We start from the raw sequence: 15,199 nt of genomic DNA, 5'->3' as shown, positions 1-15,199 counted from the left end.
CCCCTTCTTCTTCACTTCCCCTGCAATGGAGCACACGTGTGCACTTCGCATGAGCACGATCAGGGCGAGGCCGCCCAGGCCGGTGCCGGACGGCGCAGTTTCCTGCGGGCGACGGCACTGCTGGGCGCGGCCGCCACGGCGGGCGTCGCCCTGCCGACCGTGGCCGAGGCCGCGGTGTCCGGGTATCGTCCCGACACCCGCAGCCGGCGGTTCACGCTCGCCGTCATGCCCGACACGCAGTACCTCTTCGACGGGCCGAGCATCGACAAGGCTCCCGTCGAGGCCGCACTGCGGTATCTGCTGGAGCACGGGAAGGACGAGAACATCGTCTTCCTGTCCCACCTCGGCGACCTCACGCAGAACGGCGCGGCACCCGAGTTCGCCGCGATCGGCGAGGCGTTCGAGCTGCTCGACCGCCGGGGTGTCGGCTACAGCGTCCTCGCGGGCAACCACGACGTGAAGTCCTCCACCACCGACCAGCGCGGTGCGACGCCGTACCTGGACGTCTTCGGGCCCGACCGGTTCAAGGGTCACAGAACCTTCGGGGGTGCCTCCGCCGACGGCTACAACACGTACCACGTCTTCGAGGCCGCGGGCCGCGAGTGGATGGTCCTCGCCCTGGACTGGCGTCTGTCGGACCAGGGGTACGCCTGGGCGAAGAGCGTCCTGGCCGCCCACCCGAGGACGCCGGTCGTCCTGACCACGCACGAGCTGGTCGTCGAGGACGACACCCTCTCGGACTACGGTCAGCAGCTGTGGGACCGGCTGGTCAAGGACCACGACCAGATCTTCCTGACCCTCAACGGGCACTACTGGCCGGCCGGGCGGGCGACCCTCAAGAACACCGTGGGCAACGACGTCCACCTGCATCTGACGAACTACCAGAACCGGTACTTCGGCGGCGCCGCCATGATCCGCCTGTACCGCTTCGACCTCGACCGTGACGTGATCGACGTGGAGACGGTCTCCCCGTGGATCCTGGGTCGGGCCTCGAAGGGGCTCAACGAGCTGGAACGGCAGGAGATCGAACTCAGCGGCGAAGCCGACCGGTTCTCCGTCGACATCGACTTCGCCTCGCGGTTCGCCGGCTTCGATCCGCAGCCCGCGCGTGCGGCGCGGCCCGCGTCGAAGATGCTGATCCGGGACACGGCCGCCTACTGGCGCTTCGACTCGCCCGTCTCCGGCACCGTCCGTGACCTGTCCGGGCACGGCAACGACCTCACCGTGGTCTCGGTGGGCGGCGGCTCCCTCGGCTGGTCGGCCGACCACCACCCCGACCAGCCGGGCCACGGCAGCCTGGAGTTCCAGGGCTACAAGTCACCGCTGAAGGGCGCGTATCTGCGGACCGTCGACGGGGCTCCGCTCAACTCGGCCACGTTCAAGGACGGTTACACCATCGAGGCGTTCTACTGGGTCCCCGCGGACTGGGACGCCTCGCACAACGCCTGGTCCGGCCTCGTCAGCCGCACCGGCCGCAACGGCTCCGTCGGCACGGTCACCGACGACCCGGACGAACCGCTGGCCACGCTGTCCCTCTCCGACGGACCGGGCCCGCAGTGGGCGGTGCATCCGCTCAACCAGCAGCAGCTCGCCACCAACTGGGGTGACGAGACCGCCCGCGAGACGTGGTGGCACGTGGCCGTGGTCAACGACGGGCGGCACACGATTCTGTACGTCCAGGGCTGCCCCGTCGCCCGCAACCCGCACGCCCCCGCCGTCGGCATCGCCTCGGCCGGGCTGCCCTGGCTGCTCGGCGGCTACGAGTACGCCGACAAGATCGACCAGATCCTGCACGGCCGCCTCGGTGACGTCCGGATCGTCGGACGCGCCCTGCCCGTCTCCTCCTTCATGACTCACTGACGGGAATCACCATGAACGAGCAGCGACTGCCCTCCTGGGCCGACCCCACCGTCAAACCCGCCGACCTCGACGCACAAGGCGTGTCGAGACGCGGGCTCCTGCGCCGCGCCGGCCTGTTCGGCGCCGCGTTCGCCCTCGGCTCGGCGGCGACCCCCGCCTTCGCCTCCTCCGAGAAGCGGGGTTTCGGGGGCGACGACCCGCGCCTCGCCTATCTGGTGGGCGACCACCACGTCCACTCCGTGTACAGCCACGACGCGAAGTACACGTTCTCCCAGCAGGCGCAGGCCGCCGCCCGGTACGGCCTCGACTGGATGGTGTTCAACGAGCACTCCAACTTCGGACACGCCTACTACGGCGCCGAGCTGGAGCACGCGGAGATCGTCAAGGCCCGTGCGGAGAACCCGCGCCAGCTGATCTTTCAGGGCCTGGAGTGGTACATCCCGGCCGCCGAGCACTGCACGGTGTTCGCGGCCCCCGGCCCGCACGAGACCGACCTGCTCACACAGTTCGAGCTCGCCTACGACGGCAAGCTCCTGGGCTACACGGAGGGATCCGCGGGCGCCGCCGACACCGCGCGCAACGAGGCCCACGCCGTCAAGGCGATCAAGTGGCTGGCGGAGCAGCGCCGTTCGGGCTACGTCGACGACGTCCTCGTGCTCGCCAACCACCCGCTGCGGCTCGGCATCGACTCCCCGCACGAGATGCGGGGCTGGCGGGACGCGGCCCCCGAGATCATGATCGGCATGGAGGGCGCACCGGGCGCCCAGGGCGCGGCGCTCCCCGGCTGGCGCGGGGCCACCTCGATCCGCGGCGAGTACGAGAACAAGCCGTCGGCGCAGTCGTGGTCGGGCTATCCGACGGACGCGTATCTGACGTACGGCGGCTTCGACTGGGCGACGGCGACCGTCGGCGGGCTGTGGGACTCGATGCTGGCGGAAGGCAGCCTGTTCTCGATCACCACGAACTCCGACAACCACCGCACGGTCTTCGACACATGGAAGAACGGCGACTGGCCGGCCGGCCAGAACTTCGACAACACCGGCAGGCTGCCCGACCCGGTGAACACCGACACCCCGCAGCCCGGCAGCGACTTCTGGCCGGGCGAGTTCAGCCGCACCCACGTCGGCGTGACCCGCTACGGCTACCGCGCGGTGATGGCGGGCCTGCGCGCGGGCCGGGTCTGGGTGGACCACGGGCATCTGCTCGACGGGCTCGACGTCCGGGTGAAGCGGGACTGCGACCCGGGACGCGGGGTCACGCTGGGCGGGCGGCTGCGGGTCCGCAAGGGCGAGAGGATCACGCTGTACGTCACCGTCACCAGCGCCTCCCGGGCCAACCCGCAGGGGATCCTGCCGGAGCTGGCGCACGTGGACGTGATCCGGGGCGCGGTACGGGGTCCGGTGAGCGACCGGGACGGCTGGAAGGCTCCCGACACCAGGGTCGTACAGACGAAGGACGTGTCCGGCCGGAAGGGGACGTACACCCTGCGCATCCCGCTGACCGCCGGGGACGAGTCCTTCTACGTCCGGCTGCGCGGCAGCGACGGCAAGCGGCACGGTGCGGGGTATCTCGGCGCCTCGGTCGACCCGCACGGTCCGATTCCGCACGAGCCCGGGAACGGTGACCCGTGGGCGGACACGTGGTTCTACTCCAACCCCGTCTTCGTGGACGTGGCGGGTAGCTGATCACGGGCACACTCCGGGCGGAGACGATCCCGCCCGGGGTGTGCGCTCTGTCGACGGCCGTGTACTCCTGCCGTCAGGCGTAGAACCGCGACAGACTCTGCAGCACCGCGGCCGGCTTGGCCCCGCCCTCGATCTCGATCGCCCCGTCGACGGTGACCTGCACACCGCCGGGCACCTCCTCGACGTCCGTGAGCTTGGCGACGAGGCGGATGCGCGCGCCCACCTTCACCGGCGAGGGGAAACGGACCTTGTTCAGGCCGTAGTTGACCTTGGTGGTGACGCCCTGGACGTCCAGCAGCTCGGTGAAGAGCGGGATGAACAGCGAGAGGGTGAGGTAGCCGTGCGCGATCGGTGCGCCGAAGGGGCCCGCCGCCGCCTTCTCGGGGTCCACGTGGATCCACTGGTGGTCGCCCGTGGCGTCGGCGAACGTGTTGACGCGCTCCTGGGTGACCTCGATCCACTCACTGGTGCCGAGGTCGCTGCCGGCGAGCTTCTTCAGTTCGTCGAGGCCGTTGACGGTGACGCTCATGTAGCTGTCCTTACCTAAGAGTTGGAGCCGAAGCGCTTGCGCACCCGGGACTTGAGGAGCTTTCCGGAGGCGGTGCGCGGGAGTCCGTCCGCGATCACCACCGACTTGGGGATCTTGTACTTGGCGAGCCGTCCGGCCAGGGAGGCCAGGACCTCGTCCGGGTCGGGCGCGCTGCCCTCGCGCGGCACGACGACCGCCCGCGGCACCTCGCCCCACTTGTCGTCCGGGACACCGATGACCGCGCACTCGGCGATGTCCGGATGGCCGAGGAGCAGGTCCTCGATCTCGGCGGGGTAGATGTTCTCGCCGCCGGAGATGATCATGTCCTTGATGCGGTCGACGATGAAGACGTAGCCGTCCTCGTCGACGCGGGCCGCGTCCCCGCTGCGGAACCAGCCGTCCGCGAAGGAGGCGGCGGTCTCCTCGGGCAGCCCCCAGTAGCCGGGCATGACGTGCGGCCCCCGGAGCACGACCTCGCCGGTCTCGCCGACGTCGACGGGCGCCAGGTCCGGCCGTACCACCCGGACATCGCTGAAGAAGTGCGGCACGCCCGCCGAACCCGCCTTGCCGATGGCGTGCTCGGCGTCCAGGAACAGGGTGCCGGGCGAGGCCTCGGTCATGCCGTAGCCCTGGAGGAAGGTGAGCCCGCGCTCCTGGTACGCGGCGATCAGGGGGCTCGACACCGGGGAGCCGCCGCAGGTCAGGATCCGCAGGGAGGACAGGTCCGCGTCCGCCCAGCGCGGGTGCCTCGCCACCTGCTCGAACATCGTCGGGACCCCGAACATGAAGGTGATCCGGTGCTGTTCGATCAGGTCGAAGGTCGCGTTCGGCTCGAAGGCCTCGACCAGGACGCAGGTGCCGCCCTTCAGCAGCACGGGCAGCGTCAGCATGTTCAGGCCGGCCGTGTGGAACAACGGTGCGGAGACCAGGGCGCGTTCGTCGGCGATCAGGTCGGTGTCGACGAGGACGTTGATCGCGTTCCAGGTCAGGTTGCCATGGGTGAGCATGGCGCCCTTGGGGCGGCCGGTCGTGCCCGAGGTGTACATGATGATGCAGGTGTCGTCGGCGGTGACCGGCTCGTCGATCGGTTCCTGCGCCGACTCGGCGAGCAACCGCTCGTATTCGGCGCCGACTTCGACGTAGGTACGGACGTCGGTGCTGCCCGGCAGTCCGGCGACGAGCCCCGCGTGCGAGGGGCCGTAGACCAGTGCCCTGGCCCCGGAGTCGGAGAGCTGGTAGCCGATCTCCGGTCCGGCGAGGCGGGTGTTGAGGGGGACGAAGACCGCGCCCAGGGAGCCGGCCGCGAACAGTGTCTCCAGGTAGGAGGGGTGGTTCGGGCCGAGGTAGGCGACGCGGTCGCCGCGCCGGATGCCCCGGGCGCGCAGGGCGTGCGCGAGGCGCGTGACGCGGGTGTGCAGTGCGGCGTACGTGAACGTGGTGTCGCCGTGGATCAGGGCGGTGCGGTGCGGGGTCTTGCGGGCCCGGCGTGCGGGCCATGAGCCCAGTCCCTCGTTGCGCATCTGAGGCCCCTTTATGGCTTGGTGAGCCCGAGCAGACGGGCGGCGTTCTCCTTGAGGATCCTCGGCTTCACCTCGTCCTTGATCGACAGCTTCGCGAAGTCGGCGAGCCAGCGGTCGGGGGTGAGGACGGGGAAGTCGGAGCCGAAGAGGACCTTGTCCTTGAGCAGGGTGTTCGCGTACTGCACGAGCTGCGGCGGGAAGTACTTCGGCGACCAGCCGGACAGGTCGATGTGCACGCCCGGCTTGTGGGTGGCGACGGCGAGGGCCTCGTCCTGCCAGGGGAAGGACGGGTGCGCCAGGATGATCTTCAGATGCGGGAAATCGGCCGCCACGTCGTCCACGTGGAGCGGGTTGGAGTACTTCAGGCGGATGCCGCCCCCGCCGGGGACGCCCGCCCCGATCCCGGTCTGGCCGGTGTGGAAGAGGGCGATGGTGCCGGTCTCCTCGATGACCTCGTAGAGGGCATAGGCCACCGACCGGTCGTTGGGGAAGAAGCCCTGGATGCTGGGGTGGAACTTGAAGCCCTTCACCCCGTACTCCTCGACCAGACGGCGGGCCTGCTTCACGCCCGCCTTACCCCGGAACGGGTCGATGGACGCGAAGGGGATGAGGACGTCCGCGTTGGCGGCGGCCGCCTCGGCGACCTCCTCGTTCGGGACCGGCGCGGTGCCGGTCGCGGACTCCGCGTCCACCGTGAAGATCACGGCGGCCATCTTCCGCTCGCGGTAATAGGCGGCGGTCTCCTCGAGGGTCGGCTTCCGCTTGCCCTCGACCTTGAAGTAGGCCGAGGACGCGTCGTGCAGGTCGTCGTCCAGGGAGGAGTGGCCCTTGGAGGACACCTCCGCATGGGTGTGGACGTCGATCGCGACGAGGTCGTCGACGTTCATGGAGAGGTCCATCACGCCTCCGGAAGCTTCGGTGCCGGGATGCCGACCGTCTGGAGTTCGGCGCCCACCGACGTCGGGAAGGCGTCGGCCAGGGTGTCGGGGGTCCAGCCGCCGTCGGCGTAGGCCGCCCTGATCTCCTGCGGGTGGGACCAGAGTGCCACCTTGTCGCCGCCGATGCCGATGGCCTGCCCGGTGATGCCCCGGGCGGCCTCGGAGGCGAGGAAGGGGACGAGGGCCGCGCAGTCCTCGGGGGTGCCGAAGCCCTCGCCCTTGCGGAGGAAGTCCGGGAGCGGCTCGCCGTTCCTCATGGCCTCGATGTACGGGGCGAAGGCGGGGATGGTCTCGGTCATCGCGGTGGCCGCGACCGGCACGATCGCGTTGACGGTGATGCCGGCGCGGCCCAGTTCCATGGACCAGGTGCGGGCGAAGGCGGCGATGCCGGCCTTGGCGGCGGAGTAGTTCGTCTGCCCGAAGTTGCCGCGCTGCCCGGCCGGGGAGCCGACCAGGATCAGGGAGCCGCCCTCGCCCTGCTCGCGCATCCGGACCGCGGCGGCGCGGGCGCAGGTGAAGGTGCCCTTGAGGTGGGTGGTGATCACCGCGTCGAAGTCGTCGTCGGTCATCTTCCACAGCACCTTGTCGCGCAGGATGCCCGCGTTGGTGACCAGGATGTCGAGCCGTCCGAACTCCTCCACCGCCCGGTTCACCAGCCGCTCGGCGGCCTCGGTGGTGCCGACCGGGACCACCTCGGCGACGGCGGTGCCGCCCGCCTCCGCGATGGACTTCACGGCCTGGTCGGCGACCGCCTCGTCGACGTCGTTGACGACCACGGAGGCGCCGTGGGCGGCGAGGGCGTGCGCATAGGCGAGGCCGAGGCCCCGGCCGCTGCCGGTGACGACGGCGACCTTGCCGGAGAGATCGATGCTGGGCACGAGCGGGTCCCTTCACGAACGGATGCACGGGGGTGCGGCTACGAGATCGAAGCTAAGAGCAATAATTGGTGACGTCAATAGTTGTTGGAGACCTTCGGGTGCGTCATGCTGGAATCTCCCTGACACACCGAGCCCGAGGAGCCCGCCATCACACGCCAGCACGTCACCCCGAAGCCCATCGACTCGGAGGAGCCGTGGATGCGCGGACTGCACGCGGACACCGGTTACCTGCTGTACCGCCTGGGCCTGCGCTCGGGTCAGTTGTTCAACACGTTCCTCCAGGAGTCGGGACTGCGGCTGCGCCACTACGCCGTGCTGCGCTATCTCGCCGGGTCCGCGGGCGCCCTCCAGCGGGAGCTGAGCACCCGGCTCGGCTACGACCCCAGCGCGATCGTCGGCCTGGTCGACGACCTGGAGAAGCTGGGCCTGACCGAGCGCCGCCCCTCCCCCGACGACCGCCGCAGCAAGACCGTCGTGCTCACCGAGGACGGCCGCGCCTTCCTGCGCGGCACCGACGAGGCCGGCCGACGGGTGACCAACGACCTGCTCGCCCCGCTCGACCCCGCCGAGCGCGAGACGCTCCAGGCCCTTCTGCTGAGGGTCGCCGACCAGCCATGACCACGCGTTCCGCGCCGGACCGGCTGCTCTCCGTGCTCGCCGCGTTCGACCACGGCCATCCGGCGCTGTCCCTGACCGACATCAGCCGGCGCGCGGGGCTGACGCTGACCACCACCCACCGGCTGGTGGCCGCGCTGACCGACTGGGGCGCGCTGGAGCGGGACGACGCCGGCGTCTACCACGTCGGACTCAGACTGTGGGAGGTCGCCGCGCTCGCGCCGCGCGGGGTCGCGCTCAGGCAACTGGCACTGCCGTATCTGGAAGACCTCTACGAAGCCACCCACGAGAACGTGCAGTTGGCGGTGCGGGACGGCTCGGACGTCGTCTACATCGAGTGGATCGCGGGGCGTTCCTCGGTCGGCGTGCACATCAGGGTGGGGGCGCGCTGGCCGCTGCACGCCACCGGGGTCGGGCTGGTGCTGCTGGCACACTGCGAGCCGCGCGAGCAGGAGGAGTACTGCGCGACCCCGCTCGCCGTCTTCACGCCGTACACCATCACCGAACCGGCGAGACTGCGCCGGGTGCTGGCCGAAGTGCGGCGCACCGGCGTCGCGGTGAGCAGCCGTCAGGTCACCGACGACGCCCTCTCGGTGGCCGCCCCCGTGTGCGGACCGGACGGGACGGTGGTCGCGGCCGTGTCGGTCGTGGTGCCCCAGGACGACGCCCGGGTACCGGCGTTGGTCCCCGCGGTACGGCTCGCGGCGCTCGGCATCTCGCGGGCACTGGGCTGGCAGCCCACGGTCCCGCCCCGTTCGGGTGCCGGATATCCCTCTCACCGGTGAGGACCCGGCCGCGTCGGCGTCGTGATACTGGAACGGCCCCGGCCCCGGCCCCGAGGAGCCGCTCATGTCCGCCGCCCGGTCCTGGTACGCCCCCGTCGTGACCCGTCTGAGGACGACGAACCCGTACGTCGTCGACAGCGCGCTCGCCGTGCTGGTCCTGTTCGCCGCGTCACTGCAGTGGATGTTCCCGGACGAGGGGGACGACCGTCTGAGCCTGGTGGGCTGGCTGCTGGGGGCCGCCACCGCCGTCCCCCTCGTCTGGCGGCGCCGCTCCCCCTACGCGTGCGCCCTGGCGGTGTCCGCGGCCACCACGGCGATGGCCTACTACCACGCACCGCCGCCCGACGTGCTCTACGGCGGCTTCGTCGTCCTCTACACGATGGCCGCCCTGGGCCTGCCCTGGCAGCGCCGCACGATGCTGGCGAGCTGGCTGCTCGGGGCCGTACTGACCATGCGGCACAAGGAGCACTCCGAGCCCTTCGAGTACGCCTTCCACCTCACCGGCATGATCTGCGCCTACGGCCTCGGCGTACTGGCCCGCGTCCAGCACGCGTACACCGCCGCCGTCGAGGACCGGGCCGGCCGGCTGGAGCGGGAGCGGGCCGCGGAGACCGCGCGGGCCATCGCCCAGGAACGCTCCCGGATCGCCCGGGACATGCACGACATCCTCGCGCACGCGGTGAGCCTGATGGTCGTCCAGGCGGAGGCGGGCCCGGTCGTGGTGCGCAGTGATCCGGACCGCGCCGAGGCGGCGTTCGACGCGATCGCGGCCAGCGGACGGGACGCGATGTCCCAACTACGGCGGATTCTAGGGGTGTTGAAGGAGGACGAGCGCCGTGGCGGTGCCGTCAGGCTGCCCCAGCCGGACCTCGCCGGACTGCCCGGCCTGATCCGGCAGGTCTCCGACTCGACGGATCTGCAGGTCGAGTTGAGCGTACGCGGCCGACCGCGCCCCCTCCCCCAGGACACCGAGGTCGCCGCCTACCGCGCGGTGCAGGAAGCCCTGACCAACACGGTGAAGCACGCGTACGCTTCCTCCGCACAGGTGGAACTCGACTGGGCGGAGGACGAGTTGACCCTCACGGTGACCGACGACGGCCGAGGTCCGGCCCGCTCGGACGGCGGGCACGGGCTGATCGGACTCAGGGAGCGGGCGACCGCCTGCGGGGGCAGCGCGGAGACCGGGAGGGGCCCGGAGGGGGGCTTCCGGGTCGTCGTACGACTGCCCGCCGGCGCGGACCGGGAAGCGGCCCTCGGGTGAGCATCCGGGTGGTCGTCGCCGACGACCAGGAACTGGTCCGCAGCGGCTTCACCATGATCCTGGAGGCGCAGCAGGACATCGAGGTGGTCGCCGAGGCCGGGGACGGCGCCGAGGCGGTCGACGCGGTGCGCCGGCACACCCCCGACGTGCTGCTCCTCGACATCCGGATGCCGGTCATGGACGGCCTGGAGGCGGCCCGGTGCGTGTGCGCGCAGTCGAGCTGCAAGGTGGTCATGCTGACCACGTTCGACCTCGACGAGTACGTGTACGACGCGCTCTACGCGGGGGCCAGCGGCTTCCTCCTCAAGGACGTGCGCCGGGACGACCTCGTGCACGCGGTCCGCGTCGTCGCGGGCGGCGACTCCCTGCTCGCGCCGGCCGTCACCCGCCGCCTGGTCGCGGACATCGTGCGCCGCCGCCGCGAGGAGGCCGCCACCGGGGCCACCCCCGACCGCCTGGACGTCCTGACGGCCCGCGAGGTGGAGACCCTGCGGATGCTGGCCCGCGGCCTGTCCAACGCGGAGATCGCGACGACGCTGTTCGTCAGCGAGCACACGGTGAAGACCCATGTCAGCAACGTCCTGAGCAAGCTGGGCCTGCGGGACCGGGTCCAGGCGGTGATCTGCGCGTACGAGACGGGTCTGGTGGCGCCGGGGGCGCCCTAGGCGCCCCAAGGGGCGCGGGGCTGTATCGATATGCCGCTCCGCCGCGTGGGCGCGACCAGCCCCCACGCAGCCGCGGGTTCAAACGCTCCTACTCGCCCAGCTCGGTGAACAGTGTCAGTTGCAGCGAACCAGGCGCCTCCAACCTGGAATTCAAAGAGTTCCAGGGCGTACGAGTCGGCTCGGCGACCACCGCGGCCCCGGCCTCGGCCAGCCTGGCTGTCGTGAGAGCCGAGTCGTCCACCTCGAACGCCACACGAACATGCCCTGCGACCCGCCGCCCCACCTCGACCTCGTCGATGAACGCCGCATGGTTCGGGTCGGTCAGCTCCAGTGTCGCCCGCCCCGCCTCCAGAATGGTGACCCGCCCGTCGGGTGACGAGAACGCGGCCCGTTCGGGCAGTCCGAGGACGTCCCGGTAGAAGCGCAGTGCCTCGTCGTAGTCCTCCGCCGTGACGACGAGCCGGAGTTCACGGACGGCGGCTGGTACCTCGGACATACGGCCTCCTCGATGGTGTCTGCCCGGTCAACCCCGCGACCGGTACCCGGGATTCCTCACTCCGAGGAGTGAGGGAGCACCCCGTCTCACCCGTACGGCGGAGACCCGGAAACCGCCCGTCCCGGCGATCCGGTGATCACGCCATCGGCACGAACCTGGGGACGGCATCACTCCTCAACTCGCCGGGAGGCGACCGTGCTCTCCACCCTCGCCCGGGCAGCGACCCGCCGCCCGCTGACCGTCATCGGCCTCTGGGCCGCCTTCCTGCTGCTGGGCTTCGGCCTCGGGACGGGCGTCTTCGCCGACCTCTCCGACGACGTGCCCGACGTGCCCGGCACCGAGTCCGACCTGGCCGACGACTATCTCTCCGGAGTGGACCCGACCGGCGAGTCCGTCACCGCGGTCGTCGCGGGCGAGCCGGTCTCCGACGCCGCCCTGCGCGCCCAGGTGGAGCGAACCGTAGCCGAGGTCCGGAAGATCGCCGGGGTGGCCGAGGTACCGGACCCCTACACCACGCCCGGCCTCACCGCCCGCGACGGCCGGGCCCTCGTCGTCCCCGTCACCTTCGAGGGCGGCCTGAGCGACGAGGCCGAGGAGGCGGCGACGGACTCGGCCGTCGAGACCATCAAGCGGATCGACGCGCCCGACGTCCACGTCAGCGGCGGCGAACTGCTCGGGCGGCAGCTCGGTGAGCGCGCCCAGGAGGACGTGAAGAACGCCGAGTTGATCTCCCTGCCGGTCGTCCTCGCCCTGCTGCTCGTCGTGTTCGGCGGACTGCGCGCCGCCGCGCTGCCGCTGGTGATCGCCGTGAGCGGGATCGCGGGTGCCTTCCTGGGACTGTTCGCCTTCAGCCAGGTCACCGACATCTCGGTGTACGCGATCCAGGTCACCACCATGCTGGGTCTCGGACTCGCCGTCGACTACGCCCTGTTGATGCTGGTCCGCTTCCGCGAGGAGCGACGGCGCACCGACGATGTGGTGGAAGCCGTGCACCGCACGGTCGACGCGGCCGGACGGACCGTGCTGTTCTCCGGGCTCACCGTGGCCGTCAGCCTGACCGGCCTGCTGGTCTTCCCGAGCGTGTTCCTGCGCAGCATGGGCCTGGCCGTCGCCGCCGTCGTGGTCGTCGACATGCTGGCCGCGGTCACGCTGCTGCCCGCGCTGCTCACGAAGTTCGGCGGCAGGATCCGGCCCTCGAAGGTGCGCTCCGAGGACGAGGAGGGCCGGCTCTTCGCCCGCCTCGCCCGCTTCGCGCAACGCCGCCGGATCGCCGTCCTGGTCACCGTCGTCCCGGCCCTGCTGCTTCTCGCCCTGCCCGTGACCGGCATGAAGATCGCCATCGGCGACGCGCAGCAGCTGCCCTCCAGCACCGAGGCACGGCAGTTGTACGACACCGTCGACGCGCACTTCCCGAAGGGCACCGGTGTCTCCCCCGTGATCGTCGTCCTGAAGCCCGGCACCGACGCCGCGACCGCCGACCGCATCCGTGCCCTGGTCCCGAACTCCGCGTCCAGTGAACTGCCGGGCGGCAACACCGTCGTGGAACTGCAGCCGCCCGGCAGTGTGGACGGCGAGGCGGCCACCGACCTCGTCGAGCGGGTACGGGACGTGCGCGGCGACGAGCCCGCCGAGGTGACCGGGGTCGCGGCCCGGCTGGTCGACTTCCGCGCGATGCTGGCCGACCGGGCGCCCTGGGCGGCCCTGACCGTCCTGGCCGGCATCTTCGTCCTGCTGTTCGCCTTCACCGGCTCGGTGCTGATCCCGCTGCGCACGATCGCGACCACCCTATTCAGTCTGGGCGCGGCGCTCGGCGTGGTGGTGTGGGTCTTCCAGGACGGCCACGGGGCCGGGCTGCTCGGCGGCGAGGGGCTGGGCGCGCTGAGCCTGACCGCACCGCCGCTGATCGTGTCGATCGCGTTCGGGCTCGCCATGGACTACGAGCTGTTCATCCTGGCCCGGATGCGGGAGAGCCGGCAGCGCACCGGGGACGAGCACGAGGCCGTGGTGACCGGGCTGCGCCGCTCCGGGCGGGTCGTCACCTGCGCCGCCCTGCTCCTCGCGGTCGTGTTCGGCGCCTTCATGACGGGCGGGTTCTCCCCCATCCTCCAGATCGGCCTCGGCCTGACCCTGGCGGTGCTGATCGACGCGACGGTCGTACGGATGCTGCTGGTCCCGGCGACCATGGCGCTGCTCGGCCGGCGCGCCTGGTGGGCGCCCCAGCCGCTGCGCGGGGTGCACGACCGGTTCGGTCTGCGGGAGGCGGCCACGGCCGAGCCGTCGGTGACGACGAAGGTCTGACGGCTGCGGCGTACGGTGCCCGGGCGCTCGCCCCGAGCGCCCGGGCACCTCGCGCGCGTCCTCGGGGCGACCACCGTGGCGTGGGCCGGGCCACCCGGGCGCGCGGGGAGGCCCCGGTCGCCGGCGATGCGGGTGACGGCCCCGACGACTGTGCACCTGGACGATCGCGGCGCCCGCACTGCGCGCACCGGCGGCGACCTCGGCGGCCCAGTCGTGGGCACGACTCCGCCCTCGTCCGCAAGGCCCGCGCGGCCCGCAAGCGTGAACTGGGCCGACAGCCACCACGTAGTGCCCGCTTCAGCGACTCCTCACCGGAATCTCAGACAGTCACCCACCGTTTCAAAGGATCAACCCAGGTAAGAGGCGCACGCTGCACCCGCGAAGGTGGATATCTCAGGAAGGTGTGCCGTGGGCGTCCCGCACATATCGAACCGGTCCGAGCGAGAGCCGGAGAGGTGGTCCCGGCGCGGGATGCTCGCCGCCCTGGGCGCCGTGCCGGCGGCCGTCGCTCTGACGGGCTGCAGCGGATCCGCGGACGCCTCGGAGGAAACGCCGACCGCTTCCGCCCGAGCGGCCACGAAGAAGGCGGCCATCACGGTCACTCCCGCCGACGGGACCAAGAAGGCCGACTTCGCCGCCCCCGTCGAGGTCACCGTGACCGACGGCACCCTGGCATCCGTGAAGGTGACGGGCAACGACGGCTCCACGCCGGCCGGGACCCTCAACGACGCGAAGACCAGCTGGACTTCGACGACGAACCCGCACTCGGGCACCCGGTACACGGTCGCCGTCACGGCACAGGACGGCACCGAGGAGACGGCGACCTTCACCACGAAGTCCCCCGGCGAGACCTTCGTCGGCTACTTCACCCCCGAGGCGAACACCACCTCCGGCGTCGGCATGCCGGTCTCCATCAACTTCTCGCACGCCGTGTCCGACAAGGCCGCCGTCCAGAAGGCGATCACGGTGACCGCCGAACCCGCGGTGGAGATCGTGGGCCACTGGTTCAGCGGCACCCGGCTCGACTTCCGGCCGGAGACCTACTGGGCGGCCGGCACGAAGATCACGCTCGGCCTGCGGCTCAAGGACGTCCAGGGCGCCGACGGGGTCTACGGCGTGCAGTCCAAGGACGTCACCTTCCACATCGGCCGCGAGCAGATCAGCACGGTCGACCTGTCCACCAAGGAGATGGTGGTCAGGAGGGACGGCGAGACGATCGCCACCCATCCCGTCTCCGGCGGCGACTCCGACCACACCACCTGGTCCGGGATCATGGTGATCAGCGAGCGGTTCAAGCAGACCCGCATGGAGTCCTCGACGGTCGGCCTCGGCGACGAGTACGACATCTCCGACGTCCCGCACGCCCAGCGCCTGACCACGTCCGGCACCTTCGTGCACGGCAACTACTGGGCGGCCACCGCGGTGTTCGGCAGCCGGAACACCAGCCACGGCTGCGTCGGCCTGCACGACGCCAAGGGCGCGAACGACAGCTCCGTGGACGGCTACAAGTTCTACGAGAGCTCCATGCTCGGCGATGTCGTGATCGTCAAGAACTCCGGCGACAAGACCGTGGAGGCGTCGAACGGGCTCAACGGCTGGAACCTGTCCTGGTCGGACTGGAAGGCGGGCAGCGCCGTTTAGCCCGTATGCGGCGTTCAGGACGTGAACT

At 71.0% G+C, this 15,199-nt stretch carries 13 protein-coding genes; 8 read left to right on the top strand and 5 right to left on the bottom strand.

The window, feature by feature from the left end:
• The first annotated feature begins 36 nt into the window (after positions 1-36).
• Together BFN33_RS14920 and BFN33_RS14915 are read left to right on the top strand one after the other, a co-directional pair.
• Positions 37-1,860: a LamG-like jellyroll fold domain-containing protein gene (locus tag BFN33_RS14920; RefSeq protein WP_069760504.1), complete on the top strand. Its 1,824-nt coding sequence runs from the start codon at positions 37-39 to the stop codon at positions 1,858-1,860.
• A gap of 11 nt (positions 1,861-1,871) precedes the next feature.
• Positions 1,872-3,545: a PHP domain-containing protein gene (locus tag BFN33_RS14915; RefSeq protein ID WP_069760503.1), complete on the top strand. Its 1,674-nt coding sequence runs from the start codon at positions 1,872-1,874 to the stop codon at positions 3,543-3,545.
• A gap of 73 nt (positions 3,546-3,618) precedes the next feature.
• Here the strand turns inward: BFN33_RS14915 and BFN33_RS14910 are convergent, their stop codons facing one another.
• From BFN33_RS14910 to BFN33_RS14895, 4 genes are read right to left on the bottom strand one after another with little or no spacing between them, the layout of a single operon-like run.
• A complete protein-coding gene (locus BFN33_RS14910) occupies positions 3,619-4,074 on the bottom strand; it encodes a MaoC family dehydratase (protein WP_069760502.1) in 456 nt (151 codons plus the stop codon).
• 14 nt (positions 4,075-4,088) lie between these two features.
• Positions 4,089-5,594, bottom strand: coding sequence for a long-chain fatty acid--CoA ligase (locus tag BFN33_RS14905; protein ID WP_069760501.1), 1,506 nt, complete (start codon positions 5,592-5,594; stop codon positions 4,089-4,091).
• An 11-nt stretch (positions 5,595-5,605) separates the two neighbouring features.
• Positions 5,606-6,481, bottom strand: coding sequence for an amidohydrolase family protein (locus BFN33_RS14900; RefSeq protein ID WP_069760743.1), 876 nt, complete (start codon positions 6,479-6,481; stop codon positions 5,606-5,608).
• Positions 6,482-6,492: 11 nt separating this feature from the next.
• A complete protein-coding gene (locus tag BFN33_RS14895) occupies positions 6,493-7,410 on the bottom strand; it encodes an SDR family NAD(P)-dependent oxidoreductase (protein WP_069760500.1) in 918 nt (305 codons plus the stop codon).
• Positions 7,411-7,608: 198 nt separating this feature from the next.
• Between BFN33_RS14895 and BFN33_RS14890 the strand changes: the two genes are divergently transcribed.
• The 4 genes from BFN33_RS14890 (at position 7,609) to BFN33_RS14875 (ending at position 10,736) form a co-directional block, all read left to right on the top strand.
• Positions 7,609-8,028, top strand: coding sequence for a MarR family winged helix-turn-helix transcriptional regulator (locus tag BFN33_RS14890; protein ID WP_062047896.1), 420 nt, complete (start codon positions 7,609-7,611; stop codon positions 8,026-8,028).
• A complete protein-coding gene (locus tag BFN33_RS14885; RefSeq protein WP_069760499.1) occupies positions 8,025-8,810 on the top strand; it encodes an IclR family transcriptional regulator in 786 nt (261 codons plus the stop codon). Before BFN33_RS14890 ends, BFN33_RS14885 begins: the two co-directional genes overlap by 4 nt.
• Positions 8,811-8,874: 64 nt before the next feature.
• Positions 8,875-10,071, top strand: a complete 1,197-nt coding sequence (locus tag BFN33_RS14880; RefSeq protein WP_069760498.1) for a sensor histidine kinase — start codon at positions 8,875-8,877, stop codon at positions 10,069-10,071.
• Positions 10,068-10,736, top strand: coding sequence for a response regulator transcription factor (locus tag BFN33_RS14875; RefSeq protein WP_069760497.1), 669 nt, complete (start codon positions 10,068-10,070; stop codon positions 10,734-10,736). The genes BFN33_RS14880 and BFN33_RS14875 overlap by 4 nt, the downstream gene beginning before the upstream one ends.
• 88 nt (positions 10,737-10,824) lie before the next feature.
• Here BFN33_RS14875 and BFN33_RS14870 read toward each other — a convergent pair whose 3' ends face one another.
• Positions 10,825-11,232, bottom strand: coding sequence for a VOC family protein (locus tag BFN33_RS14870; protein WP_069760496.1), 408 nt, complete (start codon positions 11,230-11,232; stop codon positions 10,825-10,827).
• A gap of 195 nt (positions 11,233-11,427) precedes the next feature.
• Between BFN33_RS14870 and BFN33_RS14865 the strand changes: the two genes are divergently transcribed.
• Positions 11,428-13,530: an MMPL family transporter gene (locus BFN33_RS14865; protein WP_069760495.1), complete on the top strand. Its 2,103-nt coding sequence runs from the start codon at positions 11,428-11,430 to the stop codon at positions 13,528-13,530.
• A 408-nt stretch (positions 13,531-13,938) separates the two neighbouring features.
• Positions 13,939-15,171: an Ig-like domain-containing protein gene (locus BFN33_RS14860; RefSeq protein ID WP_069760494.1), complete on the top strand. Its 1,233-nt coding sequence runs from the start codon at positions 13,939-13,941 to the stop codon at positions 15,169-15,171.
• The last annotated feature ends 28 nt before the right edge of the window (positions 15,172-15,199 follow it).

Origin of the sequence: Streptomyces sp. LUP47B, from assembly GCF_001746295.1 — a bacterium.
Classification (GTDB): Bacteria; Actinomycetota; Actinomycetes; order Streptomycetales; family Streptomycetaceae; genus Streptomyces.
The sequence above is the reverse complement of the archived record's forward strand: the minus strand, read 5'-3'. Positions and strand labels throughout refer to the sequence as shown.